Raw genomic sequence first — 25,612 nt, 5'->3', positions numbered from 1 at the left:
AGAGGGACGGTCCGCCGGGACCGCCCTCTTCTTACGTCTCTGGTTACGCTGCGGCTTCTCAGTTCCCAAGCGGACGCGACGCCGTCGCGGTAGCGGTGGACCGAGGGTCACCTGCGCGGAAGGCGGGCTCGCGTCTTGCAATCCGAGGGATGCAGGACGCTGAGCTGAGACAGGATTCGCGCCTAGTGACGGCGTTTGGGGCTGGGTGCATCAGACCCGAGCTATGCGTTCGATGTCTTCGAAAAAGTCTTTGACTACGGCTTCGGTCACGGTGGCGCGGGTTCCTTCAATTGCTTGGAGGTAAGTCTCGGTCGTCAACGCTGCCTCTCCTGGGGAGGTGCCCCCGGAGTGATGTACTGCGTGCTCGAGCGCCTGTTGGGAAGCTTTTCTGGCTGCGAACTCAATGTCAGCGGGAGAGAAACGGTCACTGGCCACGGCTAGCGACGCAAGGTCGACACGTCGGGAGATGGCCGGGGGTATGTAACGGTTCCAGATTGCTTTGCGGGCTACCAGGTCGGGCGGCCCAATGGGTATGACATAGTCGAATCGCCCGTGGCGCAAGAAGGCCTTGTCCAATGCGCGGATGAAGTTTGTGGCGCAGATCAGAAGACGGCCCTCCTGCTCCCGGAATGCCGGGATAATTTTTAGGAGCTCGTTCGTAACTCCCTGCAGTGGCGAAGTTCCGGTGCCGGTGCGAGCAGAGGCGATCTCCTCGACCTCATCGATGAAGACCACAGCATGTTCAAGCTGTCCTATATCTAGGAAGGCCTGGCGCAGCGCCCCTGCGAGTCCGTGTGGATGAGAGGCAAGCCTGGAGGGAAAGACCTCGATAAACGGCCAGTCCAGTCGAGAAGCTATGGATTTGGCGAAGGTAGTTTTGCCGGTGCCGGGGGGACCAAAGAGAACGACGGACCGTGGCGGGGAGACGCCCAGGGATTTGGCGAGCTCCGCGCGGGCAAGTGGCAAAATGAGGCGTTGCTCAATCAGGTGTTTCTCGCTCTGCATGCCGGCCAGTGCGTCCCATAGACCGTGGGGCAGAAGCCGGCCCCCCAGCTGGGTCAGGGGACCGATTTCCTTGGGTTGGACCGGGATGGTCCGTTCGAAGTAATGGAGGTCCTCTTCCACCCGGTAGTCGCTGTTTCGGAATGCCCGGACCCTCGTTTCCGGGGCGGGGAGCAGCGCGGAGATCCTTCTGACTCCGCGAGCGGCAAGCCGCGCCTCGGCTTGGGCGAGGAGCGCACTTCCCAGACCTTGCTCCCGCCATTCTTTGGCTTGGGCAAGTGTCACCACCCACGCCCGGTCATCGTGAATTACGCAAGCGACGGCCCCGACGACGGTGCCTTCGGTCACGGCTACGACGGCCAGTCCGTTGGTGCAGGCGTCGATGATCTCCGCGAGGGTGTATACAGGGTGGACGCCGGAAGTTCTGGAGTCCTGCCAAACGTCGATGAGCTGGTCGAGATCATCAAGGTGAAAATCACGGACAATCCAGGGTTGCATATAAACGATCTCCTGCCGTTGTGCGACCATTTGGCCGTCTTCGTTATCCGGCGAGTTGTCTGGCGCGCCGGAGGGCGGCGCCCGTGGCTTTTTCGAATATTTCGCGGATACCTCCGTCTTCGAGTACTGAAACGGCGGCTGCTGTGGTTCCCTTGGTGCTGGTGACAAGCTGGCGGAGCTCGCGAGGTGATTTGTTGGAGCTGGCGAGCAGCTCGCAGGCTCCCCTAAAGGTTCCGTTGACGAGTACGGCGGCCTGTTCGGGAGTGAATCCCTGGTGTTCTGCGACGGTTGTGAGCTGTTCGATAAGGAAGAAGACATACGCCGGGCCCGACCCCGAGATGCTGGTGACCTCGTCGATCTGACTTTCCGGGACCGTCAGAACGGTCCCGACTGTCCGGAAGAGGGCGTCGGCGACGGCTATGTCGGCGATCGTCCCCCGTGTCCCGGCACTGATGCCTGATACGCCCTTGCCTACAAGGGCTGGAGTATTGGGCATCACACGGATGACTGAGACGGTTTCGGGGAGAAGCGACTCGATGGTCTTAATCGTGATGCCGGCTGCGATGCTGATGATGATGGCCCCGTCTTCGACGGCCCCGGAAATTTCTTTGAGAACGTCGGCGATGACGTCCGGCTTGAGCGCAAGGACAACGATGCCCGCACCTTTTACTGCCTTGATGTTTGCTTCGGGATCGGTTCTAGCGTCAAAACCTTCTATTCCGTAAATGTCCGTGAGTTCCTGCATCTGCTGAGTCCCGTGACCCGTGATGCGTATCCTTTCACTGATTTTGACGTTGGCATTGAGGAGCCCGCGGATGATTGCTCCGCCCATGGCTCCTGTTCCGAGGATGGCGATCGGGGGAAGGTTTTCCAGCTCTTTCCGGGGCATTTCCTGGTGTCCGTTCTTCTGGGATTTGCGGTAGGTGGTCGTTCAGTCGGTTTCTGGGCACGAGCAGTAGAAGCAGTCCGGTTCGCTGCAGTAGCCCGCGGGGGCGGTCGTCGACTCCTTTCCGACCTGTGTAGTCGAGGATGACCGTGGGGGAGCGGTAGGGGTTGGTTCGCCGGAGGTGGTCTGCATGCCTGTGCTTTCTGATAGGGGCGGTTGAAGAGCGAAGGCGACTGAAATGGAGAATGGTTTCCTTCAACCGCCTTCGCAAAATGCGGGTGGCAGGCGTCAGTCAGCGTCCGGGTCAGATCAGGTGATCGGTGAGGTGGTTCGGTGTGCCGAATCGGTGTGCGGTGATGCTGACTGCCTGTTCATGCAGGAAGGGAAGCAGTTCTAGGCGGCCTGAGGGTGTCACAAGGTGTGAGTAGACGGCCAGATCAGGCCGTCCCTCCGTAGCTACGGCTATCACCTTTGGGTCTCCGCCAATGAGCCGGATGCGCCCGGCTCCGAGCCGGACTGCGCGGGCAAGCCATTCCCCGTCGCCTTCCACTGACGAGGGGATGTTGAGTTCGGTCAGAACCACGAGAACCGCTGCGGGGAGCTTGGCAGCCGAGGACACCGTGAGGGGTGCTCCTGCCGCGAGTCCTGCAGCGAGGACACGGATGAGCGTCGCGACGGGTTCCCCCTGGCAGAGCCTGATCGTTACGGGGAGTGGACGGTATCGGAAAAGGTTCCGTTCAGCGGTTAGCCCTGATACGTCCTTCACTGTGCCGAACTCTTCTGACCATGCCTTGGCATCACTGCTGGCGGCCCGGTATAGAAGCTCCCTTTCCTCTAGAGAAACTGCTGCCGCGCATGCGTCGGCGGCGGAGAGGAGCTTGCTGACTGCCGGATTGGTCACGGGGAGACCAGCTTCGGTGATCTCCCGGGCTATCCACCCTCCGAGTCCGAAGAGGTAGTTGGGTCCGCCTGCCTTGGTGCCCGGCCCGACGGCGGATTTCTTCCACCCGCCGAACGGCTGGCGCTGGACGATCGCGCCCGTGATGCCGCGGTTGATGTAGAGGTTTCCCGCCTGGATGGTATCCATCCAGAAGCCGATTTCTTCAGGGTTCAAGGAATGCAGACCCGCGGTGAGCCCATATTCGATCTCATTCTGGATGGCCACCGCTTCCTCCAGTGTATTCGCGGTCATTACTCCAAGGATGGGGCCGAAGAACTCGGTCAGATGGTAGTGCGATCCCCGCTTGACGCCGGTCCGCACTCCCGGGCTCCAAAGCTTGCCGGTGTCATCCAACTCCCGGGGTTTGATCAGCCATGTCTCGCCGTCGCCCAGCTCGGTCAGTCCCTTCAGGAGTTTTCCGGTGGCAGGTTCGATAATGGGGCCCATCTGGGTGGTGGGATCTGTGGGATATCCGATTTTCAGGGATTGGACGGCGTCCACGACCTGGTTTTTGAACCGCTTGGACTGGGCGACGGAGCCGACGAGGATGACCAATGACGCGGCGGAGCATTTTTGGCCGGCGTGGCCGAACGCGGAGTACGCCACGTCCTTGGCGGCCAAGTCAAAGTCTGCACTAGGGGTGACGATAATGGCGTTCTTGCCACTGGTCTCGGCCAGCAATGGCAGGTCTTTGCGAAACATGCGGAACAGCTCTGCGGTCTCGTAGCCGCCGGTCAGGATCACGCGATCCACGGCCGGGTGGGAAATCAGCTGCTGGCCCAGTTCCCGCTCGCCGAGCTGGACCATGGTGAGGACCTCGCGGGGAACGCCGGCTTCCCAGAGGGCCTCGATCATCACGGCGCCGCTGCGGCGGGCCTGCTCGGCGGGCTTGATGACGACGGCGGAACCGGCGGCGAGGGCCGCCAGGGTGGAGCCGGCCGGGATGGCCACCGGGAAGTTCCACGGCGGGGTCACCACGGTGAGCTTGGCGGGGACGAAGGTGGCGCCGTCGATGGCGTCGAGCTTGCGGGCCGATTCGGCGTAGTAGTGCGCGAAGTCGACAGCCTCGCTGACCTCCGGATCGCCCTGGTCGATGGTCTTGCCGGTTTCGCTGGCCATGACCTCGAGGAGGTCGGCGCGGCGGGCTTCCAGGACATCCCCGGCACGGTGCAGGATCGCCGCACGCTCGTCACCGGAAAGGGCGCCCCAGGCCTTGCCCTTTTCCACCGCGGTGTCGATCACGGTGTTGAGGGTCTGCTCATCGTGGATCGTGGCTGCGTCCACGGCGGCGTTGCCGAGGGTGGAGAACGGGACCCGCGCCAGGATGGCGCGGCCCCAGTCGCGGTTGGCCGGCAGCGAGGGGTCGGTGTCTGCGGTGTTCTCGAAGGAGTCGTGCGGCATCGGCGCGGTCTGGAGGGCACGGTTCTGCAGGCGGTTCGGGCCCGGGACCTCGTCGTCGAGCTTGGCGAGGGAGGCGAGGAAGCGCTGCTTCTCACGCGCGAAGAGGGATTCGTTTTCGCTGAGTTCGAACACGGCGGACATGAAGTTGTCCTGGCTGGCGCCTTCTTCGAGGCGGCGGATCAGGTAGGCGATCGCGACGTCGAACTCGGCCGGGTGGACCACGGGAGTGTAGAGCAGGAGCGAGCCGACATCTTTCTTGACCGCTTCGGCCTGGCCCTGGGCCATGCCGAGCAGCATCTCGAATTCGATACCGGATTCCACGCCGCGCTGCTTGGCCAGGAGCCAAGCGAAGGCGATATCGAAGAGGTTGTGGCCGGCGACGCCGATCCGGATGTTGCGGATCCGGTCCGGGTGCAGCGAGTAGTTGATGACGCGCTTGTAGTTGGTGTCCGAGTCCTGCTTGGTGTTCCAGGTGGCGAGCGGCCAGTCGTGCAGGGAGGCCTCGACCTGTTCCATGGGCAGGTTGGCGCCCTTGACGACGCGGACCTTGATGGCGGCGCCGCCGTCGGCGCGGCGGGCGGCGGCCCAGTCCTGCAGGCGGATCATGGCGGCGAGGGCGTCCGGGAGGTAGGCCTGGAGCACGATGCCGGCCTCGAGGTTCTTGAACTCGGGCTTGTCCAGGATCCGGGTGAAGACCGCGATGGTCATGTCCAGGTCCTTGTATTCCTCCATGTCCAGGTTGATGAACTTGGCCTTCTGCCCGCCGCTGGCGAAAGATGCCGCGCGGGTGAAGAGCGGGGTGAGCTTCTCCACGACGTGCTCCACGGCCTCATCGAAGGCCCAGGCCGAGTGCGGGGCCACCGTGGAGGAGACCTTGATCGAGACGTAGTCCACGTCGGGCCGGGACAGCAGGGTGTGGGTGCCCGCGAGCCGGCGGGAGGCCTCGTGTTCGCCGAGCACGGCCTCGCCGAGGAGGTTGACGTTGAGCTTGATGCCGTCCTTGCGGATCTTGGCGATGGCCGGGCCGAGCTTGGCGTCGGTGGCATCAACGATCAGGTGGCCGACCATTTCGCGCAGGACGCGGCGGGCGACCGGGATGACCACCTGGGGCAGGACCGGGGCCATGGTTCCGCCGAGGCGGACGGCGCTGCGCATGTACCAGGGCAGGAACGCCGGGACCTTGGGGGCCAGGGCGGCGAGATTGCGGGCGGCGACCTGCAGGTCTTCGGGGCGGACGACGCCGTCGACGAACCCGACCGTGAAGTCCAGGCCGTTGGGGTCCTTCAGGACGCCGGCGAGCTGCTCGGCCGAGGCGTCAACCGGGACCTTCGCTGCCTCGGTGAGCCAGCGGCGCACCAGCGCGATGGTGTCCTCGGCCAAGGCTGCCGCCTGGGCGAGGTCAAATTCGCCGACGGCGGTGGCGGCGGCGCTGGCAGTGGCGGCAGTGGCCGCGGAGAGGGAATTAGCGGCATCAAAGCCCGGGTTCGCGCGGCGACCCGTTGTGGTGTTAGTCATGGCTGTACTCGTTCTTTCTGTGGGTGGGGACCGTCTTATTCATAAGTATGTGCAGCAAGTCACATAAGAAAAAGCAACTATTTGTGACGAATATAGGTACACAAATCTAACTCTTCGTTTGCGAAGGAACGATGGAGACTTAGGTCACGGAGCGGTCGTGGGCCCCCGCCATCCGGCCCGCGAACGTTGAAGAACTTGCGGAGTCTCCTCTCCCCTTAGGGGACGTGCGCCTGGGCGTGCGGGTCAGCTGACGTGGATGGCCGGGCGGCGGTCGCGGTCGGGTTCGTTTTCGCGGATGATTTCGCGGACCACGGGGGCGGTGTCGCCGCGGCCGAGGAGCAGGTAGCGCATGAGGTGTGCGAGCGGGTTGCCTTCGGCCCATGCAAAGTACGCGTGGGGCCGGACTCGCGTTGCGTCGCGCAGTGCCAGGAGGATCGCAGCAATGGCGTTGGGGGCCGCCGGGCTTTCCGTACGGAGAATGCGGTATCCATCCACTTCGACGCCCCGGATCTCGAGGACTTCGCTGAATCCCGAGGGGTCGGTGACGTCGATTTCCAGGAAGATCACGACCGCGGCGCCGGGCACGGGATTATTTTTCCGCTGGGCGGCTTCCTTGTCAGAGTATTCCGCGGCGTCCCGGGCCTGGGGGCGGTTGGCGATGAGGTGCAGCTGCCCGTCGAACTCGAGCGAGTCGGTGATGAAGCGGCGAGCGGCATCATCGAATTCGATCCGGTCAACGCGCAGCTCGGTGGTCCGGCTCACCCGGGAAACCAGCGACACCACCACGATGCCCAGGATGAAGAACCCGGAGATGGCAAGGCCGTCAGGCTTTTCGATCACGTTCGCCCCGAGCGCGTACAGCAGGATGAGGGTCAGGATGGAGAAGCCGATGGTGGCCCCTCGCCGTTTGCTGCGCGCTGCGGAAATGCTCACGGCCACCGCGCCGGAGACCATCATGGCCAGGATGCCCGTGGCATAGGCGCCGGCCTGCGCGTTGACGTCCGCGTCGAACCCGATGGTGATCATGATGCTGATGGCCGTGTAGACCAGGACCACGGGCCGCACCGCACGGGTCCAGTCGGGTGCCATTCCGTAGGAGGGCAGGTAGCGGGGAACGATGTTGATCAGCCCGGCCATCGCCGAGGCGCCTGCGAACCAGAGGATGAGGATGCTGCTGACGTCGTAGACGGAGCCGAAGCCGTCGCCGAGCAGTTCGTAGGCCAGATAGGCCAGGGCGCGGCCGTTGGCTTCGCCTCCTTCCCGGAACGCATCGGCCGGGATGAGCACCGTGGTGACGAAGCTGCTGCCGATCAGGTACACGCTCATGATCACTGCCGCCGTGGTCAGGAGCCTGCGGGTGTTCCGCACCCGGTGCGCCAGCATTTTCTCCGGCGTTTCACCCTTCGCTTCAACCAGGGGCATCATGCTGACCCCGGTTTCGAAGCCGGACAATCCGAGGACCAACAGCGGAAACGCCAGAACCGCGGGCCCGGCGATACTGCCCAGACCCGAGCCGCCCGAGGTGAGTGCTGCGGTCCAGTCAGACAAGGCACCCGGCCGGGTCACGGCGTCGTAAATTCCAGCCCCGATGATGCTGGCGTTCAGCAGCAGGAAGACGGCCACCAAGGGGATCGCGACGGCCACGGCTTCGGAGAAGCCGAGAAGGAACACGCCGGCCAGGACCAGCAGGAGCACCACGGTGACGGAAACCGCCTGGCCTTCCAGGAACGGCGAAAGGTAGGGGTTCTCCAGCATGTGCACTGTGGCGTCCGCCGCGGAGAGCGTGATGGTGATGATCCAGGACGTGGCCACGAACCCGAGCAGGATGAGCACGAAGATCTTCCCGCGCCAGAACGGCAGCAGGTTCTCCAGCATCGCCACAGAGCCTTGCCCGTGCGGGCTTTCGTGCGCCACCCGCCGGTACATCGGCAGCATCCCGAACAGCGTCAGGGCCACGATCAGCAGTGTGGCCAACGGAGACAGCGCACCGGCGGCGAGGGCAGCGATGCCGGGCAGATACGACAGCGTGGAGAAGTAGTCCACACCCGTCAGGCACATGACCTTCCACCAGCTCTGCTGGTGCGCCCCGGATTCCGCCGACTCCGGACCGACCGGCTGATGCACCTTGTGCTCCAGCAGCCATCGGGCCAGGGGGCTGCCGGGCTTGGGTGCCGGTTCCGGATTAGGCAAGGTCGCGGGAATCGAAAACTGGTCGGTTGCGGTCATAGACAAACTTTCTGTGCTTCCGGAACGTGTTTTGCGGTGGCCTACTTGACCTCGCCGGCAAGGTAGTCGCGACGGGCGCCCACGTGGTGCTGTTTGAGAATCCCTGCACGTCACCGGCCGACGACGCGGCCCAGGTGGCCATTGCCGCGAGAGAAGGAGCGCAGAGCCCGTTCGACACCTTGGTACCTGCCATTGCCGGTGGAGATTTTGACCGTAGCCGTGGTTAGCCGTGGTCGAGCACGTAGGAGCCAGCGCACACCGCTGATCGAGAATCGTCAAGGTCGGGCGACGACGTAGAGTACCGTCCTCCGCCCCAGAATGGTCCAAAGCCAGGCCCAGACGCATGATCGCTTAGCGTCGCTGTGAGCTCCTTCGGTGCGACAGCCATCGGACTTATTGAATGATACATTTCAAAAACCCGTATAAATGAGAATATGTAATGATCGTAACATAACCCGTCTACAACTCACCTGCCAGCTTGGAGCCCCCATGTTCACTCGGTACCTATGCGCCGCGATCCCCTCGCTGGCCCCTCTCTCCGGGCCTCTCTTTCCGGCGGTTAACGGCCCAAATCCGATACGCGGCCTGCCGGCTGGGAGTCTTCGGCACCACCCCGCCAACGTCGCAGTAGCCGCGATCTGCAACCTGGCCATACGAACGGCCGCCAGGCGCAAAGGATCCAAGATGCCACGGCACACTGTCCAAAACGGTCCGGAAAAGGACAAGGCAACCGCCCTCGCGATGCAGAATCTGACGGCACAGGACAGTGCCCAGATAGACCCGAGGCCGAATGTCTGACCGGTTCGTGCATTCCGTAGAACGGCAGGGGCAATATTTGGCGCTTCACTTCCAGGCCGGTGGCTCTTGTCGCGGAAGTCATTCGTCTCCTCGCGGCGACTGCTCCCTCCGCGGCCAACCGGGCAGCGAAAACCGTCATGTCTGATATCGGCTGAAAGTCGTCTTTCAGCATTACCAAACAGACACGGCACAACCATGGCCCTTAGGCGGGCAGCTCGTAATCGAGCTGACGCGCCCCTTTGCCGGCCCGAAGGCCTGATGCTGGCCGACCGCCTGGAAGCCGAATGGTCTCCAACAAGGCCATCCATGAGCCCAACGCGCCGCGCGGGGTGGCTTCACCAGGACCGCAATTTTGATCCCCCTTGCCCCGCATGGAGCAAAACGCCGCACCCCACACACCTTGGAGACAACCGATGTTCCGCGCTTACATGATCGCAGTGTTCCTCGTAGCCCTCACCGGACTTGCCTACGTCCTTCAAGCCGACGGCAGCCTTCTCCTAGGCGCCGGGCTTGCTTTGCTGACCACTGGGGCGGGAGGACTATCGGCAGGCTGCATGTCGGGAATGGACGACACATAACCGACTCCTCGGACGTGCCAGGCAGTGCCCGAATATCGGTGGATTCAGGCGTTGGCCTGACACGCCGGGCCGCGTGCCTGGAAGGCGCACGGCGATCCCGATTCGGAAGAGCTTTGTTAGGGCAGAGAAGGATGCTGCAAACCCGCCTCCTCTGGCTGAGCACGGACTTCGGCGTCTCGCCGGCAGCACTGCACCGCTGGATGAAGATCGCCGACAGAGAAGGCGGCGTGAAGTCCGTGGCCGTGTCCGATGACGCCGCGAAGCTGCGGGAGGCCAACAAACGCATCCGGTTCCTGGAGCAGGAAGCCGAAGACATGCGCCGTGCCGTGGCCTACCTGTCCCGGGACATCAAACAAAAAAGATGTACCCGCTGGTCCGCGAGCCGGCTGCCCGGGACGCCCCGATCAGGGTTCCCTTGGCGGTGTCCTGCCAGGTACTGAATTTCTCCAGACAGGCCTACTACCAGTAGGCCGCCCACCCCGTCCCGGGACTGGAGGAAGCGCACCTGATCAACGCCGCCATCGATCACCACCGCGACGATCCTGCCTTCGGGTACCGGTTCATCGCCGATGAGATCAACGCAGGTCCCGGTCCTGTGGCCAGTGAACGCCGGATCTGGCGGCTATGCTCCCAGAACAGCATCCTCTCAGTGATCCACCGCCGGGCGCGGGCCGGGATCAAGGCCGGGCCGCCGGTCCATGATGACCTCATCGAACGGGACTTCAGCGCCACGGCGCCGAACCGGAAATGGCTCACGGACATCACTGAGCACCACACCGGGGAGGGAAAGCTGTACCTGTGCGCGATCAAGGACCTGCATTCGAACCGGATCGTCGGGTATTCCATGGACGGGCGGATGAAAGCGTCCCTGGCCGTTGCTGCGCTGGACCATGCCGTGGCCCTCCGGAAACCAGCGGGAACGTGGTGCACTCGGACAAGGCTCGCAGTTCAGATCCCGCAAGTTTGTCCGAGCCCTGAACATCCACGGCCTGAGCGGCTCGACGGGAAGAGTGGGCGCCCGCGGTGACAGCGCCGCGATGGAACCGTTCTTCTCCCTGCTGCAAAAGAACGTCCTGAACCGCAACGTTGGGAGACCCGTGCCGAGCTTAGGCTGGCCATTACGACCTGGATCGAGCGCCCGATGGCGGGACCGTCATCTCCGGGGGTTTGGCCGGCCCGTTCCTGGTCCGTGGAATAGAGCTGCTGGGGAAGCTGCGAGGACGTAGGGTTCCGCTCCCACGAAACCGTGTGCCGCTGTCTCTCGTTGTCACGGCTGAAAGGTTGTTGGGAGGAAGGATCCTCCGTCCAGCCGCAAGGAAAACGGTCGCAGCTGTCCGGGGCTGATCCGTTAAACGCGGAAGGGCCGACGCTTGGGGCGCCGCCCTTCCCGGGGTTTCCCTTGGAGACGGGTGAGCAGCGGCATGCGAGTTTCGGTCCGGGAAGGCCGCCTTATTCCCAGCGTTCCATCGTCATCCCGTAGGAGGCGTCCGGGCTTATTTCGACGGTGAAGGAAGTGCTTGTCCGGCGCGTGACCATGATCCCGTGCAGGCCCTCCGGGACCGCGTGGGCCAGGGCTTGGTCTAGGGCCTGGTTCAGGTGGTTTTCGATGGTCTGCCAGGTCTCGCCGGTGACGGTGTATATCCGCCTCAATGGTCTCAATCATGTCTGGTGGCCTTTCCGGTGGTTGATTCAGTCGCGGTTCCTGCGCGCGCACGCTTTTTTCGCGGCGCGGGATCGCCCGCGTGGTTGGAGGGAGGACTGGGTGCCGGTGGCCGGGGACGGCTCGTTCAGATGTTGTAGACCCGCCGTGCGTTTCCGGCAGCGATCATCCCGGCCACCCGGACGGCATCCTGTTCGGACCATTCCCCCCGTTGAACCCAGGCGCCCAGGACCTGGGCCATGGAACGCCGCCAGAGAACGGACCCGAGCAGGTGGAGCTCCGGAAGGCCGAACGCGTCGGAGGAATAGACCTGCTTGGCGAAGGGTGCCAGTTCGAGGGATTCGCCGACGATGTCCGTGCTCCGCGCCCCGACATAGTTGAGGGAGAGTCCCACATCGAAGTAGACGTTGTTGAATGCCTGGGCCAGGTAACCGGCTTCACGGTGGTAGGGGTAGCAGTGCAGGAGCATGATCGCGGTGTTGTGTACGGTGGGGCGCCGCAACAGGTCCAGTAGGAGCATCGGGTTGGACCGGTGCAGGTCCATGTCCCTGTCGCCCAGGCCCACATGGAACTGGATCGGGAGGCGGTATCTGGCGGCGGCGTGCACGATGAAGGCGATGATCACCGGGTCCTGAAGCCTTAGTCCGCCCGGCGCGGCCATCCATGTCGCGGCCGCCTTTTCGATCTGCTGCGCGGAGGGCTCCGCCCAGTCGATATCGAAGCCGCACCGGTAGGCGGCGATGGTCTTGAACCCGACGATGGCGGGAACGGCGGCCGCCAGTGCTTCCTGGAAATCGGTGGCAAAGGAGGCGGCCGAGGCCGTCATACGTGCGACAGTTTCGGCCAGGAGTTCGAGCCGGAGGATTTCGGCGCCGGGCGCTCCGGACTCCAGGGCCATGGTCTGGGGCGTAGAGATGGCGGCCGAGCTGAAGCCGGTGTCGATGATCCAGTGTTCCACGCCGGTCTGGCCCAGGAGGAGGCGGTTCAGTTCCGCCGGGGGCAGTTTGCTGCGTGCGGCCCAGTAGTCATCGGCGCTGGCGTGCGGTGCCAGACCGAGCATCGGGGCGCACCAGCGCCGGATGGCAAAGCCCAGCTGGGAATCAAATTGCGTCATGAAGTCCGGAATGGGATCCGGGGATCCTTCATTGATGGACTGTTCAAATTCGGCGCGGGTGATGGGCTGGGTGAAGCAGCCGTGGACGTGGTGATCCACCAGCGGCATGGCGGTGATGGCCTCGGCCAGCAATGCCGGGACTTGGCCATCAAGTCCGGCGAGCATGTCGACATTACCAACCAACATATGGTTCCACCTCTTCATCCTTTACTTTTCCGGCCATCGCGTCGCTGATGGCCTGGTCCAGAATGGCCGCCGCGCTGTCGATCTCCGCATCGGTGATAACCAGGGGCGGAGTGATTTCCAGGACGTTGCCGCCTACGTAGTAGACCACGGCGCCCAGTTGCCAGGCCCTGTAGACGACCCGTTGCGCCAGTTCCCTGTCGGGTTCCAGCGTGCTGCGGTTCTTCACCAGTTCCACTCCGATGGCCAGTCCGCGGCCGCGGACATCGCCGATCCGTTCAGCCGAGCGTCCGCCGTCCGTCCCATGCCCGTCGGCAGTCCGGTGCAGGGATGCCATGAACCGGTTCCCGGCTTCCCGGGCCCGGGCGGGCAGCCCGTCGTGGATGAGCGTGCGCAGAACGGCCCGGCCCGCGGCCGTGCAGACGGGGTTGCCAGCGGTAGTCAGCAGCGCCGAGGCTGCCGGGTGGTCAAGGATGTCGGCAGGTCCGACGGCGGCGGAGAGCGGCAAACCGCCGCCGAGCGCCTTGCCGAAGACCGCGATGTCGGGTTCGATGCCGTCATCGGAGAAGGCGTGCAGAGCCCCCGGTCGCCCGAGACCGACTTTGACCTCGTCACAGATCAGCGGGACACCGAATTCGCGGCAGAGGGCCTGCAGCTTTGTCAGGAATCCCCGCGGCGGGACCACGAGCCCGCCGTCGGAGAGAATGGGCTCCACAATGAGGCAGGCAACGCTGTTTTTCTCCAGCTCCCTGCGTACCTGGCCCAGGATGGTGTCCACGGTGGACTCGATGTCGCCCGTGAGGGGACGCAGCGGGTTGGGGTACGGCAGGAAAACCACATCGGGGTCCTGCGTGTGGCCGGCGTCCGCCTGTTGTCCGGAGACGGCCATCGCGGTCCCGAGACCGCCGTGGTAGCTGCGCTCGAAGGCAAGCACGGTCCTCCGGCCGGAGTAGTGCCGGCATGCTCGCAGGGCGACATCGTTCGCGTCCGAGCCTGCGTGGCCGAGGTAGACCCGCCGCTCCCCGGACCCAGGGACGAGCGCCAGAAGCTCCTCGGCCAGGGCGACGGCGTCCGGGTGCACCGCCGAGAGGGTACCTGCCCCCGGCGCGGTGGCGGCGGCTTTCGTGACCGCGTCCACCACGGCAGGGTGGCCGTGGCCCAGTCCGGACGCCGTCCAGGTCGCGGACAGGTCCAGCAGTTCCCGGCCGGCCGGGTCGATCAGGGTCGAGGCCCTGCCTTCGACGACTTCCAGCGGGAAGAAGCGCAGTTTTTCAATTCCGGCCATCACGCGGGCGTCCCGCTGATACAGGGTTCTCACGAACGGGCCTCAGCCAGCGGATCCAGTTTCTTGCCCAGTACGGGCAGGTCCAGTTCGGTGGTCAGGGCGGCGCCCACCTTCGCTGCGATGCGGGAAGCCGCGACGGCAAGCACCAGCCCGAGAACGCACCAGTAGAGTCCCAGGAGCGGCGCGTCCACGGGGGTGCCCGCATCCTTGACGTTGAACCACAGCACGACGGCGATGAACAGTGCGCCGAGTGCCGGCAGGGCAACCCCCAGGAATCTGCCGTGGCCGCCGTGCACGGCGTCGAACTTTCTGTGCCCGGTGAACCACATCGCGGCGATTTCCACCATGAAGTAGGCCACCATGAGGCACACGGCGCCGGCGACGGCGAAGAGGAAGTAGGTGTCGATGGCGGGATTGTTCGTTCCCATGACCGGCCAGCCGGTCCAAGCACACGCCAGTCCGGCGACCAGGGCCAGCGCGACGACGAGCATGGTGGCCCGGCGGGGACCGTTCGTGCGGGCATGAAGCACCGCCAGCGCCGAGGGCCCGAAGCCGTCCCGTGCAAAGGCATAAATCATCCGGCCGGCGGTGGCTGCGGTGGCCACGTGGCAGCCAAACGCTGCACAGACCGCGGTGAAGATAACGATCAAGCTGAACCCGGTACCGATGTAGTCGTGGCCCAGGTCTCCGAGCGTGTTCCCCGAGGTCTGCATCCGGGCAAGACCGGCGGGGTCCGTTCCAAAGCCGATCGTCTGTGCGAACATCACCACGATGAACAACACACCCGTGAGCACCAGCGTCCCGCCCAGGGCGCGCGGAACATTCCGTTTGGGATTGTCCGTTTCCTCGCCCAGGGAGGCGCATGCCTCGAATCCGGCCCAGGACAGGAACGCGGCGACGACCCCGGACATGACCTGGGTGACGTTGACATCCTCGAAGCTGAAGACACTCATGTCCACGCCCGTGGCCGGTGCGCCCCCCTTGGCGAAGATCACGCAGACAAGGATGACCATTGCGATGATGCCCACGCCTTCGATGACCAGGAGGATCTTGGCGATCAGGGACACCTCGCGCCCGGCAAGCAGGAAGGAGACGGCGGCCCCGACGGTGATGGTGATCGGCCAGGGGATCTGGAATGGGTCAGCGGAGCCGCTCTGCAGCTGCGCCAGGAAAGCGTTCACGAACGCCCCGGTCAACGCCAGTGTTCCGATCGAAAATCCGGTGTAGGCGCCCAGCATGGCGAATCCAGAGAAGAAGCCGGCGCGGGGGCCGATGGTCCCGCCGACCAGCGCATACGCCGAGCCTGCGTGGTTGAGGTGGCGGGTCAGGCGCACAAATCCATAGCCGACCAGCGAGACGCCGATCAGCCCGATCAGGAAGACCAGCGGGATGGATTTGCCCACGATGCCGATCAGGCCCTGGCCGTTGCCGGCCATCGCCAGCGTGGGCCCGACCGTGGCCAGGGACAGTGCCAGGGCCGCCCAGAGCGGGAGCTTGCGCCGTGGTTTTTTCGTCTGCATCTGAGTGGATGACATGGTTAACTCCGGAACTCTAGTAGTTAGACCGACCAGGCGAAGCGGACGGCTTCGGCGATTTCGGCGGGGGTTTTGTCGGCGTACTGCTCCAGTTCGTGGCGGCGGACGGCGGCAACGCCCTCGACGATGTCCGGACCGAGGACTCGCGCGGCCAGTTCCGAGTGCTCCAGGGCCTTGAGAATCATGGCGTGCTCGGTGTTGAGGGCCATGACATCCTTGCCGGGGCTGTCCGCCGGATTGATTCCGACTTCGGCCGGCAAAGCCAGCTTGGCGTTGATTCCGTTCAATGCGGAGCCCAACAAGGCGGCTGCCGCGAGATAGATGTTGGCGCTGGGGTCAACGATCTTCAATTCCACATTGGCCCCGTGCGGGTTGCCGGCAGTGCCTGCCAGGAACCGCACGGCGGCTTCCCGGTTTTCCAGGCCCCAGCAGGCCGAGGCCCCGGACCAGCTGCCCGGCTGGAGCCGCTGGGCGGAAACGACGGATCCGGCGTAGATGCCCAGAAAGTCGTTCAGGCCTGCGAGTATCCCTGCGATGGCGGACCCGCCGTCGGCGGTGATCCCGTGCGGTCCTTCCCCGCCGCCGAACAGCGGGGCGTTCTCCCGTGCGAGGGAGAGGTGCAGGTGCGCTCCGTTGCCCGCTCCTCCTGCCCACGGCAGTGGGGAGAAGGAGACCGCCATGTCATGGCGCGCGGCGACGATTCCAATCAGTATCCGGGTCAGCACGCAGGCGTCCGCCATGGCCACCGGGGAAGCGGGGGCAAGGGAAACCTCAAACTGATCTTCACCGTACTCGGCGTGGATCTGTTCCGGCCAGACACTGGCTTTTTCCAGCGTTCTCGTGAGGTCAACCAGGAATTCGCGGTGGGCTACGACGGCTTTCATGCCATAGGCAGCCCATGAGGTCTTCGGAAGCCGCTCACCGTCCAAGGTGGTGAGCGTGAACTCCAGCTCCGTTCCCATGAGTGGAAACAGCCCCTGCCCGGCCGCGTCGTCCACGATGGCGGCCAGCCGTCCCCGTGCACACAACGGGGACAGGCTCCCGTCCTGATTGTGGAAGTTAGCCGGGCCCCAGGCCAAGCCCGTGTCAATACGGCGGACCCGGTCCGGGTCCAGCCGCAGCCGCAGGTCCCCGGTAACTCCGATAGTGGACGTGAAGGCAATGCCGTTATCCACGCAGAACACGTTCCAGGACGGGGATGCGCCCATGCCCGATTCGTGAAACGTCGTCAACCGGCGCACCGGGACCCCCTTGCCGCGGGTCACCCCGGCAAAGTCGACGACCGTCCCAACAAGCAGCGCGACGTCGCCTGATTCCAGTTCCATCATGACGCTTTCCAGTTTGTCGCGCCTCGAGCTACCCGTAACACTGTCCACAGTCGTTTCCCTTCGATCCCGCACTAGATGTGACATCCATCATGCGTCAAAAATCTTTCAAAAGCATCAGAAAGCCGAAAAATGTTCTAAAAATTTCGTTTAGGGTGTGGATTGGCCCACGTCAGGGCGCGGAGCCACCCGTGACCTGGGGCATGAGAAGGAGCGGCCCCGGCCGCTGTCCGCTCGCAAGGGGCGCGCGTGATGAACGTCTGCGGGTCAGCAAAGGCCGGGACCCGGGCGCGCGGCCAGCGCACGCAAGTGACGGTGTCCCCCGCTTTCCGGTGCTCCCGGGAAGTCGCGGGACACGAGCCGTCTTGTCAGTAACGGGCGGGGGCGGCAGTCTCAGCCGCCGCCCGTTCCCGGCTACCCCGCCGGTGTGCCGCCGGAGGTACTGGCTTCCACGCCTTCGAGCCGGGACCTGCCCCTGTCCCCCAAGGCTTGGACCACGGCGGCGATCACGGTCTCGGTAACGGCCATCGCCGGCACCAGGGAATCAAACGGGGACGGGGCTTCGACGCGGCTGGTAATGACAATGTCTGCCGTCTTGGCGATGGGCGACATCCAGTTATCGGTCATCAGCGCAATCGCTGCACCCCGGGACTTCATCTCCCGGGCAAACGCAGCCGTTGTCAGGTCATAGCGCCGGTAGTCGAAAACGATAAGGAGAGTTGACGCTCCCGCGTCGGCTATGGCCGCCAGGCGCGGCAATTCCTCCCGGGGGATGACCTGCACACGCGGCCGAATCAGCTGAAGATGGTTGGAAAGATAGTCCGCAAGGATCCGGCTGAACCGGCCGCCCACGATGCGGATCTCCCGGGACTCCTCGGACAGCAACCCGACCAGCCGGTCAACTTCCCAGGTCGACAGGTCATCAAACGTCTTGGCCAGGCCCGCCTGGAACGTATCCCGTGCATGGCCGAGGAGGCTTCCGCCTTCTACCGGCTCGCGGGCATCGTACTGTCGCAGGGGCGAGCCCATGCCCTCGTCAATTTCGTGAAGAAGAGCCTTTTGCAGCCCGGGGAAACCCGGGTAGCCCAAACGTGTCGCAAATCGCAGAACAGTGGGAGAACTGACGCCCGCCGCCTCAGCCAAAGCAGCAACCGTGGACAGCCCTGCCGCAGGATAGGCAGCAAGCAGCGCCCGGGCCACCTTTCTCTCCCCCTTGCTTAGGGTGTCCATGGCCGCAAGCGCCAGGCCCTTCACGGTGCGCTCGAGCGCAAGCTCCTGTGTCTCCAGCATATTCCCGACCTTATCAGCGACTTTTCCCGAATCTGTACCGTTCGTTACATGCGTCCGCGGAACCCGGCAGTCTCACAGTGTCCGGCGAGCAAACACATCGTGGCCTGCACCGGCTACCCGGGACCCGGCAGCGGCAGGCGCGCACGCCCCCACCCGCTGCGCCCGGGCCCGCATTGGTGCACGGGCAGGACGGGCTTCCCGCTGCCACCTTCAGGTTCCTAACCGACAGGTGAAAGCGCCCCCACCAGGCCGAAGAGGTCTTTCGGGTCTTCCGGGCTGGCCACGAGGTCGATCTCCACGCAGTAATCGGTTCCCGCCACGGCGTCGCGCACGTAGCGGAGCGCGGAGAAGTCCTCGACGGCGAAGCCGACGGAGTCGAAGATGGTGATCTGCTCGGCCGTCGTGCGCCCGGGAGCGCGGCCGTCAAGGACTTCCCAGAACTCCGTAACGCCAAAGTCGGCGCTCATCTGCTGGATCTCTCCTTCGATCCGGGTCTGGGGCGTGTATTCCACAAAGACCTCGCCGAGCTCAAGGATGGCCGCGTCGAGTTCGGTCTTTCCCGGGCAGTCACCGCCGATAGCGTTCAGATGGACACCGGGGGCGATGAGGTCGGCTGTGAGAATCGTTGCGTTTGTCTTATCCGCCGTGCAGGTGGTGATGACATCCGCGCCCCGCACGGCGTCGGCGGCCGAAGAAGCAACCGTGATGTCGAAACCGAGAGGACCCAAATTGCGGGCGAGCTTCCCCATGGCTGCGGCGTCGGTGTCCCACACCCTGAGGGTGCTGATGCCCAGGGCGCTGCGGAAGGCCAGGGCCTGGAACTCGGACTGGCTGCCGGCACCGATCATGGCCATAACCCGGGAGTCCGGGCGGGCGAGACGCTTGGCCACCATCCCCGAGGTCGCTGCCGTCCGCAAGGCCGTAAGAACCGTCATCTCGCCCAGAAACGTCGGGTAGCCGTTGTGGACGTCGGCAAGGACACCGAAAGCCGTGACCGTCTGGAACCCGCGGGCCGGATTTGACGGATGGCCGTTGACATACTTGAACCCGTAGGTCTCATGGTCACTGGTGGGCATGAGTTCGATGACCCCGAACGGCGTATGGCTGGCTACCCTGGGGGTCTTGTCAAAGGACTCCCAGCGCTGAAAGTCCTCCTGCAGATAGCCCATCATCCCGGAAATAACGCTGGCCGGACCGCGATCAGCCACCCACCGCAGCATATTGTGAACATCGACAAAGCGTGTCATGGCAAACTCCCTCGTTTCTGGGCATTCACGACGAACACCACCGCCACAGACTGTACTATACGTTACATCTAGAGGTATAGTGCCAATTATGGAATATATAGGACGCCCGGCGCAACGACTGGCCCCCTCCGAACGCGGCCGCGGTACCGGCCTCCGTTTCCCGGCGGCACCCCAAGGCGGCCAGCCATGACCGATCATGCCGCGCGTCTGGTCCGGCAACTCGAACTTGAACTGCCCGGCGCCGTCCGGCTGCGTCGGCACCTGCACGCGTATCCCTATCGTTCCGGTGAAGAGGGCCCCACATTGGTGACCTTGCTGGCGACACTTCCCGGCGTCGTGACACCGGTGGCCGATACCGGCGCGGTTGTCCGGGTGGGCGGCCCCGGGCCGGCCGTGGCGGTGCGCGCCGAACTGGATGCGCTAAGCATCAAGGAGATGTCTGGGCGGGACTGGTCGTCAGTGCACGAGGGCACCATGCATGCCTGCGGCCACGACATTCATATGGCGGCCCTGGTGGCCCTGGCCCGGGCGGTCCATCAAGTGGGTGGACCGGCACCGCTGGTCTCGATTCTTCAGCCCCGCGAGGAATCCTATCCATCGGGCGCCCGAGACATCGTGGAGGCCGGGTTATTGGAGACGGAAGACGTGCGGGCTGTCATCGCAGCACACGTGCAGCCAACACTCCCGTCCGGCACCGTCGCCTGTACGCCGGGCGCCGTGAACGCCTCCTCGGACGAAATCACGATCATTGTGGAGGGCCGTGGCGGACACGCCGCCTACCCGCATCTCACTCAGGATCCCGTCAGCACCCTGGCCCATGTGATCGTGGCCGCCCAGACACTCATCAGCAGAAACGCCGATCCTCAGTCCACACTGGTGCTCAGCATCACCACACTGCTAGCCGGCGCTGCCGCCAACGTCATTCCCGACAGTGCCCTGGCACGAGGCAGCGTACGGGCCATGACCACGGCGGGCCGCCGCGGGATCCTCCTCCGGCTTCGGGAAGTGGTGGAACTGGTCGCCCAGGCCCACGGGTGCACCGGACGTCTGGAAGTCACCGACGGCGAACCGGTACTGGAAAACAGCCCCGAACTCTGCGAAAAATCAGCTCCCATTCTTCAAAGCCTGGGTATGCACATCGCATCCGACCTGCGTTCCGCCGGATCAGACGACTTCTCCTACTACTCGGAACGTCTCCCATCGCTGATGATGTTCGTCGGAGTGGAATCAGCAGCCGGAGGCCTTCACTCCGCGAATTTCGCCCCCGACGACGACGCGGTGACCGCAGTCGCCCACGCCATGCTGGCCGGATACCTTGCGGCCGCCGACGCCACACTGACCGATGACTCTCAGCCGGAAACCGGGCTCCGCCACGCGGCGTACATCGGAACCGACGCTTGAAACCCGCCGGCTCGGCCCTGACGCGGCCGGCCAGGACCGGTCAACCAACGGCGAAGACAACCCAGACCCAAAAGTACCCGGTAAAACAGACATGCCGGGAAAGACAGAGGCGACGGGCAGCCCGTCACCTCTGTCTTTCATGCTCCGTTCGTGCCGGTTGCGGAGGGTCAGGCCGGCTAGCCGGCCATTCCATCGAGGTCCGAGTTGGGAACCTGCATCTCGAATTTACCGGTGACGACGGTGTAGTCGAAGTAACCCATGCGGGCGATACCACCGCTGTTGAAAGAACGCAGAAACATGCTTCGTGGGAAAGCTGGCAAGGGATCATGGTCACCCGCCATCAGCGGCATTCTCTCCGGTGCTTACACCTAGACAGAGGCTCCACGGGACCGAGGGGAGAGCGATTCGCCGTTCAGCCTGGTGGGATGGGGAGAGGGTTCCACCGACGAGGCTGGCCGTGTTGGTAGCGAGAACGACTTCGTTCTGGTCCACGATGCATGTGTTCGGCGGCAAGGACCGGAGGAACGGGTCGAATCCAGACTGGAGGCGGCTGACGAGGACGTCAGCGGCAGCGATGCCAGCCATCCTGCCCTCCCTCGTGACCCGCTTGGTGAAGGTGACGACGTGCTCGTTGGATCCCAGAGCGTCCACGTACGCATAGCTGGCCTGGATCTTGTCATCAGCGTCGCTTGCGGGCCACCACTGTGCTGTCGAGTAGTCATAGAACTCCAGATCAACTTCCCACCGCTGCGGCGATTCCGGACCCGACGGGATGTAGCACCAGATGGCGCCCAGTTCTCCGAAGAAGGACGGATCGGCCACGAATCCCGTCCCGTACAGAGCCGACACGGCCTTCGCCAGATTCTGGCGCGCCACGTCGTAGACGTTCTCCAACTCATCCAGCCTGCCGCTCTTTGCGCGGTCGAGCCCGGCTTGGACGGCTTCTTCGACGGTCCGGATCGACTCCGCCGCGGTCCCTTCGAGACTCACAGCGAACGATTCGACGGCGGAAACGGCGCGATCGATGTCTTCGATCCCGGGCGGCGACCCTGGTGGCGGAGCGTCCATGGACATCCGCAGGTCGATGAGGCGGTTCATGTCCCGGCGCACATGCTCTTCGGCGAGGGCCCGCGCTCGAATGGTGTCCCCGGCTCGAATGGCGTCCACGATCATCGAGTGCTCTTTCGCCGCCGCGCGCCGGCTGTCGGAAGCGCCGGCCCACACCAGTCCCCCGACCTCAGCCTGCATCGCCATCTCCTGACGGGCAAACAGGACAGATCCCGACGTGGCCGCAAGCTCTATGTGGAACCGGCTGTCCGCCCGCGTCATTTCAGCGGGTGTCTGCGCCGTCTCGATCATCACCGCCATCGAAGCCAGGCGCGCGATGGAGACCTGCTGCGATCGGCCGGCCGCCGCGGTGGCGGCTGACCCTGCCAGGAAGGCCCGGTATTCCCGGATATCGCGCAGATCCTCAAGGGAGTAAGCAGCAAGGGCGTCCCGCTGCGCCCTGGCGATGTCTCCGGTGTTCGCCCTCACGAAGCTTCCGCCGCCTTTGCCGCGTCGTGTTTCCAGAAGTCCCAGGTGACGAAGCTCGGCGAGGGCGGCACGCAGCGTCAAGGTGGAGACGCGCATCCTTGCCGCCAGATCGCTTTCACTAGGGAGCTGGGCTCCGTCTTCGAGTACGCCCAGCTCAATCGCGTGACGGAGCCGGCGCCCGATCTCTTCACCGCGCTCGACGGTCTCCAACGGCGCGAATGCGAGTTGCTCTCTCCAGCTGGCCATGGAACACACTCCTGAATCTGTGCGGTAACGAACAAGACCTTTGACATTTAACCTTCAATGGCTATTGACATTTGACATTAAAGGTCTAAAGTCAAGTCTATCAGAAGGAACGAGACGCGAGTCCCGGACCACTCCGATCATTACGCAAGGAGCCGATGGTCATGATGGATAGCACGGATGTCGTCCATGTCTGGCACCAAGCCGGGAACCCGACACCGGTCGGCCGCCTCAGCCTCTACGCCCAGGCACTTACCGCAGATGCCCCGATCGGCGCCTACCGGACATTGAACGATGCGCAGGAAGACAGGGCGATCCTCGCCCTGTTCCGCGTGGACCGCCCCCACGCGACCATTGCTTCCCTCCACCAGGTGCCGCCCCTGGCCCTGTCCGGCTACCACCAGTTGCTCCACGACCTCGCCCGCGAAGGGCTCGGGCCAGACGGTGGATTCCGCGCCGAAGCCCCCCGCTTCGGCCATTCACCCGACACTGCCCTCCACCAACGCGTGGAAACCACCGCTTTCAGCGGAGGCGAACTATGAAGCGCCGCAGCTCCGCAGCCACCACCGTCCCGTTCGCTCTCGGGGGCACACGCATCCAGACGGTCCTCCCCCAATTACCGGAGCTGGTGCGGGCCCGGGCCAACAACCCGGAAGCCTGGGATTCGCTCCTGCGTGACGACGCCGACATCTTCCCTGACTTCGCCTGAAGCCGCCCGAACACTACAGAAGGGAACGACGAGATGACCCGCGAAGAAGCCTTTGCAAATTGCCCCTCCGACTCCTATGTGGAGTTCTACGGGAACCAATGGCTGACGGGGATATCAACTTCGTCTGGGAGACGGTAAGGGTCACGCGCCTCTTCGGACTTGCCTCCCGATAAGCCAAGTAGGCGATGACAGCGGCAACAACTGCGACTGCACCAAATACCAGGGTCAGAATCTCACCGAACTGCATACGTCTAGGGTTCCCCGTTCTGGATAGGCACCAGTCATGTCGCCTTCATTGATGGCGCAGACAAAGCTGGTGTGAATGTATCAGACCAGGTTCATAGAGCGGTTGTGCTGTTCAGCTGTCCTTGAGCCGCCGGCCCCCAGGAAGATTTTCGCCCCACGACGGGTACATCTCGCCGTCGTTGTGTTCGGCTTCGCGGCGGGCCGTCTCTGCTTCGATGGCTTTCGCCACGAAGTGACTCCAGGTGTTGTCCCCTTCGGCGTAGCTGGTCGCCCGGTACGCGGCCCGCGCCCGGTTCCGCAGCGGGGCGGGGATACTCACCGTCATATTCGCTGTTTCGGCTTCTTTTGCGTCTGCCTTCTTTGGCGTCTCCGGCCGGTGTCCGGGGAGCATCCGTGCCAGCGGCGCCTCGGCGGCCGGTGCTGCCGTGCGTCGTGGGGGCAATCCGAGTGCGGGGCGGCTGGGTGTCGGTTCGGCGCTCACGCGTTGACCTCCTGGGATTCAGCGACGGCGATGCGACGGGTCACTTCCATGGCGACTGCGTGCAGGTCTTCGGCCACGCTGGAAGCAGACTTTGGCCCCGCATGGCCGGCCTTCGCTTCCCCGCGCAGGACCTCCCACCATTTCGGTCCCTTGCTGAGCTCCCGCTCGAGCTCGTGGGCCAGCAATCCACGCTCACGGCACGCCTGGGCCGTGGCCTCCGCGTGGCGGATGCTCATCGGAAACAACACTTCGTCTGTGCCAAAATCGGCGGTGAGGTGGTCGCGGGTGACCTTGTGAACCTGCTTGGAATTCGTCCCGGTACCGACGAGGACGACGCCCAGCAGGTCCAGGGAGGGATTGAGTCCGACGACGCTGTCCATGCGTGCTGCGACGGCGGCGACACCCTTACGGCTGGACATGTCTGTCTTCAGCGGTACCAGTGCGTAGCGGGCCGCGGCTACCGCGGCAGCCTGCAGGGGCTCATTTCCGGGCGGGCAGTCCAGCAGAACCAGATCGTACTCCCCCGCGACGCTGGCAAGCAGTTTGGCCAGGGCCAGCTGCGCCGCGTCACGATCCTTCTGGGCTTTGGCTCCAAGGAATGCCGCAGCATCGTCGAGATAGGGGCCGCCGGCAATGACATCAAGATTGGCTCGGACGCCAGCCAGCATGTCAGGTTCTCCTCCGAAACACAGCGAAGCCGCCAAGCTCCTCCCGCCGTCCCCTTGGTCGGCATAGCCGAGGTCCTCGGCGAGGTTTCCTTGAGGATCGAGATCCACGAGCAGCACACGCGATCCGCCCTCGGCGAGGAGACCACCTACGTTGGCCACCAGGCTGGTTTTGAAGACCCCGCCTTTGCCGTTGATTACCGCGATAACGCGGCTTAGGGCACCGCGGTCCAGATCGTGTTTCATCAAATCCCCTTCCAAAGTGATCCAAGCGTAGCCATTAAAGCTTGCTTTACTTGTGAAGCTGGTTTCCGTGTCTTTACTTTTTTTACTTGTGAAACCAGTGAAGCAAGTACATAGGTGCTGACTTTGTTTGCTGGATTCCATTGCTTTACTTTTTTCACTTGTAAAACCAGTGAAGCAAGTACATACGTGCTGACTTTGTTTGCTGGGTTCACGGCGTCTGCCCGCGCCGAAGCGTTAGGGGCGGCTTGTGAAAAAGTGAAATATCCAACGCTAGGGGTTTGCGGTTCGTCGTAGTGGCCTGTATTTGCCGGGTTTGATCTGGCTGGCGCGGGGCCAGGTGTAGTCGCCGGTGGGGTTGATGTGTTCCCATCCCAGGGGCGAGAGGAACCGCAGGAGGTAAGGGTCCGTGGCACCGCCGTTGCTGTTAAGGGTGGTGATGGTCCGGTCGAGGTAGACGGTGTTCCAGAGCACGATGGCGGCGGTGAGGAGGTTCAGCCCGCTGGCACGGCGCTAGGGGTGGTGGATTCTAGCGTTCGTCGCAACACTCGGTAGCCCAGTAGTGAACTTTGCACACCCCCCTCTTAGGTGGGCGGGTGTCCTGG

Annotated in this window: 18 protein-coding genes and 2 pseudogenes; 4 read left to right on the top strand and 16 right to left on the bottom strand. The window is 64.0% G+C overall.

Annotated elements, in window-relative coordinates; genetic code table 11:
• Positions 1-210: 210 nt before the first annotated feature.
• The 4 genes from J9611_RS16245 to J9611_RS16230 form a co-directional block, all read right to left on the bottom strand.
• Positions 211-1,500: an ATP-binding protein gene (locus tag J9611_RS16245; RefSeq protein ID WP_211881635.1), complete on the bottom strand. Its 1,290-nt coding sequence runs from the start codon at positions 1,498-1,500 to the stop codon at positions 211-213.
• 43 nt (positions 1,501-1,543) lie between these two features.
• Positions 1,544-2,389: a pyrroline-5-carboxylate reductase gene (gene proC, locus J9611_RS16240; RefSeq protein WP_211881614.1), complete on the bottom strand. Its 846-nt coding sequence runs from the start codon at positions 2,387-2,389 to the stop codon at positions 1,544-1,546.
• A 301-nt stretch (positions 2,390-2,690) separates the two neighbouring features.
• Positions 2,691-6,242 carry a bifunctional proline dehydrogenase/L-glutamate gamma-semialdehyde dehydrogenase gene (locus J9611_RS16235; protein ID WP_211881612.1) on the bottom strand — a complete coding sequence of 1,184 codons (3,552 nt, stop codon included), beginning with the start codon at positions 6,240-6,242 and terminating at the stop codon, positions 2,691-2,693.
• A gap of 243 nt (positions 6,243-6,485) precedes the next feature.
• Entirely contained in the window at positions 6,486-8,468 is a 1,983-nt protein-coding gene (locus tag J9611_RS16230) for an APC family permease (RefSeq protein WP_211881610.1), read from the bottom strand.
• A gap of 1,507 nt (positions 8,469-9,975) precedes the next feature.
• Here J9611_RS16230 and J9611_RS22005 point away from each other — a divergent pair.
• Positions 9,976-11,070 (top strand): annotated as a pseudogene (locus J9611_RS22005) (IS3 family transposase).
• Between the two features lie 223 nt (positions 11,071-11,293).
• Here J9611_RS22005 and J9611_RS16215 read toward each other — a convergent pair.
• The 7 genes from J9611_RS16215 to ocd all read right to left on the bottom strand — a co-directional run bounded on the left by J9611_RS16215 (position 11,294) and on the right by ocd (position 19,483).
• Positions 11,294-11,494, bottom strand: a complete 201-nt coding sequence (locus J9611_RS16215) for a hypothetical protein (RefSeq protein ID WP_211881604.1) — start codon at positions 11,492-11,494, stop codon at positions 11,294-11,296.
• A gap of 137 nt (positions 11,495-11,631) precedes the next feature.
• The gene (locus tag J9611_RS16210) at positions 11,632-12,804 is read right to left on the bottom strand and encodes an amidohydrolase family protein (protein ID WP_246527924.1); all 1,173 of its coding nucleotides are present in this window, start codon (positions 12,802-12,804) and stop codon (positions 11,632-11,634) included.
• Positions 12,791-14,119, bottom strand: a complete 1,329-nt coding sequence (locus J9611_RS16205) for an aspartate aminotransferase family protein (RefSeq protein WP_211881602.1) — start codon at positions 14,117-14,119, stop codon at positions 12,791-12,793. Before J9611_RS16205 ends, J9611_RS16210 begins: the two co-directional genes overlap by 14 nt.
• A complete protein-coding gene (locus tag J9611_RS16200) occupies positions 14,116-15,621 on the bottom strand; it encodes an APC family permease (protein WP_246527923.1) in 1,506 nt (501 codons plus the stop codon). Before J9611_RS16200 ends, J9611_RS16205 begins: the two co-directional genes overlap by 4 nt.
• A gap of 23 nt (positions 15,622-15,644) precedes the next feature.
• Positions 15,645-16,949: a type I glutamate--ammonia ligase gene (locus tag J9611_RS16195; RefSeq protein ID WP_211881600.1), complete on the bottom strand. Its 1,305-nt coding sequence runs from the start codon at positions 16,947-16,949 to the stop codon at positions 15,645-15,647.
• A gap of 411 nt (positions 16,950-17,360) precedes the next feature.
• The gene (locus J9611_RS16190; protein ID WP_211881598.1) at positions 17,361-18,236 is read right to left on the bottom strand and encodes a MurR/RpiR family transcriptional regulator; all 876 of its coding nucleotides are present in this window, start codon (positions 18,234-18,236) and stop codon (positions 17,361-17,363) included.
• Positions 18,237-18,454: 218 nt separating this feature from the next.
• Complete coding sequence (ocd, locus tag J9611_RS16185; protein ID WP_211881597.1) at positions 18,455-19,483, bottom strand: ornithine cyclodeaminase; 1,029 nt, start codon at positions 19,481-19,483, stop codon at positions 18,455-18,457.
• Between the two features lie 186 nt (positions 19,484-19,669).
• Between ocd and J9611_RS16180 the strand changes: the two genes are divergently transcribed.
• Positions 19,670-20,884 (top strand): M20 metallopeptidase family protein, encoded by a 1,215-nt coding sequence (locus J9611_RS16180; protein WP_211881596.1) that lies wholly within the window; start codon positions 19,670-19,672, stop codon positions 20,882-20,884.
• Positions 20,885-21,060: 176 nt separating this feature from the next.
• Here the strand turns inward: J9611_RS16180 and J9611_RS22365 are convergent, their stop codons facing one another.
• Entirely contained in the window at positions 21,061-21,183 is a 123-nt protein-coding gene (locus J9611_RS22365) for a hypothetical protein (protein WP_281414579.1), read from the bottom strand.
• Positions 21,184-21,214: 31 nt separating this feature from the next.
• Positions 21,215-22,666 (bottom strand): GntR family transcriptional regulator, encoded by a 1,452-nt coding sequence (locus J9611_RS16175; protein WP_211881595.1) that lies wholly within the window; start codon positions 22,664-22,666, stop codon positions 21,215-21,217.
• 161 nt (positions 22,667-22,827) lie between these two features.
• On the opposite strand from J9611_RS16175, the gene J9611_RS16170 reads away from it, so the two are divergent.
• Positions 22,828-23,205 carry a hypothetical protein gene (locus tag J9611_RS16170; RefSeq protein ID WP_211881594.1) on the top strand — a complete coding sequence of 126 codons (378 nt, stop codon included), beginning with the start codon at positions 22,828-22,830 and terminating at the stop codon, positions 23,203-23,205.
• A complete protein-coding gene (locus J9611_RS16165; RefSeq protein ID WP_211881593.1) occupies positions 23,202-23,372 on the top strand; it encodes a hypothetical protein in 171 nt (56 codons plus the stop codon). Before J9611_RS16170 ends, J9611_RS16165 begins: the two co-directional genes overlap by 4 nt.
• A gap of 358 nt (positions 23,373-23,730) precedes the next feature.
• Here J9611_RS16165 and J9611_RS22580 read toward each other — a convergent pair whose 3' ends face one another.
• The 3 genes and pseudogenes from J9611_RS22580 to J9611_RS16150 all read right to left on the bottom strand — a co-directional run.
• Positions 23,731-24,099 (bottom strand): ParB family protein, encoded by a 369-nt coding sequence (locus J9611_RS22580; protein WP_211881592.1) that lies wholly within the window; start codon positions 24,097-24,099, stop codon positions 23,731-23,733.
• Positions 24,096-25,151, bottom strand: coding sequence for a ParA family protein (locus J9611_RS16155; protein ID WP_211881590.1), 1,056 nt, complete (start codon positions 25,149-25,151; stop codon positions 24,096-24,098). Before J9611_RS16155 ends, J9611_RS22580 begins: the two co-directional genes overlap by 4 nt.
• Positions 25,152-25,280: 129 nt before the next feature.
• Positions 25,281-25,517 (bottom strand): annotated as a pseudogene (locus J9611_RS16150) (Tn3 family transposase); the annotation flags it as partial.
• Positions 25,518-25,612: the final 95 nt, after the last annotated feature.

Origin of the sequence: Pseudarthrobacter albicanus, assembly GCF_018224015.1 — a bacterium.
GTDB lineage: Bacteria > Actinomycetota > Actinomycetes > Actinomycetales > Micrococcaceae > Arthrobacter > Arthrobacter albicanus.
The sequence above is the reverse complement of the archived record's forward strand: the minus strand, read 5'-3'. Positions and strand labels throughout refer to the sequence as shown.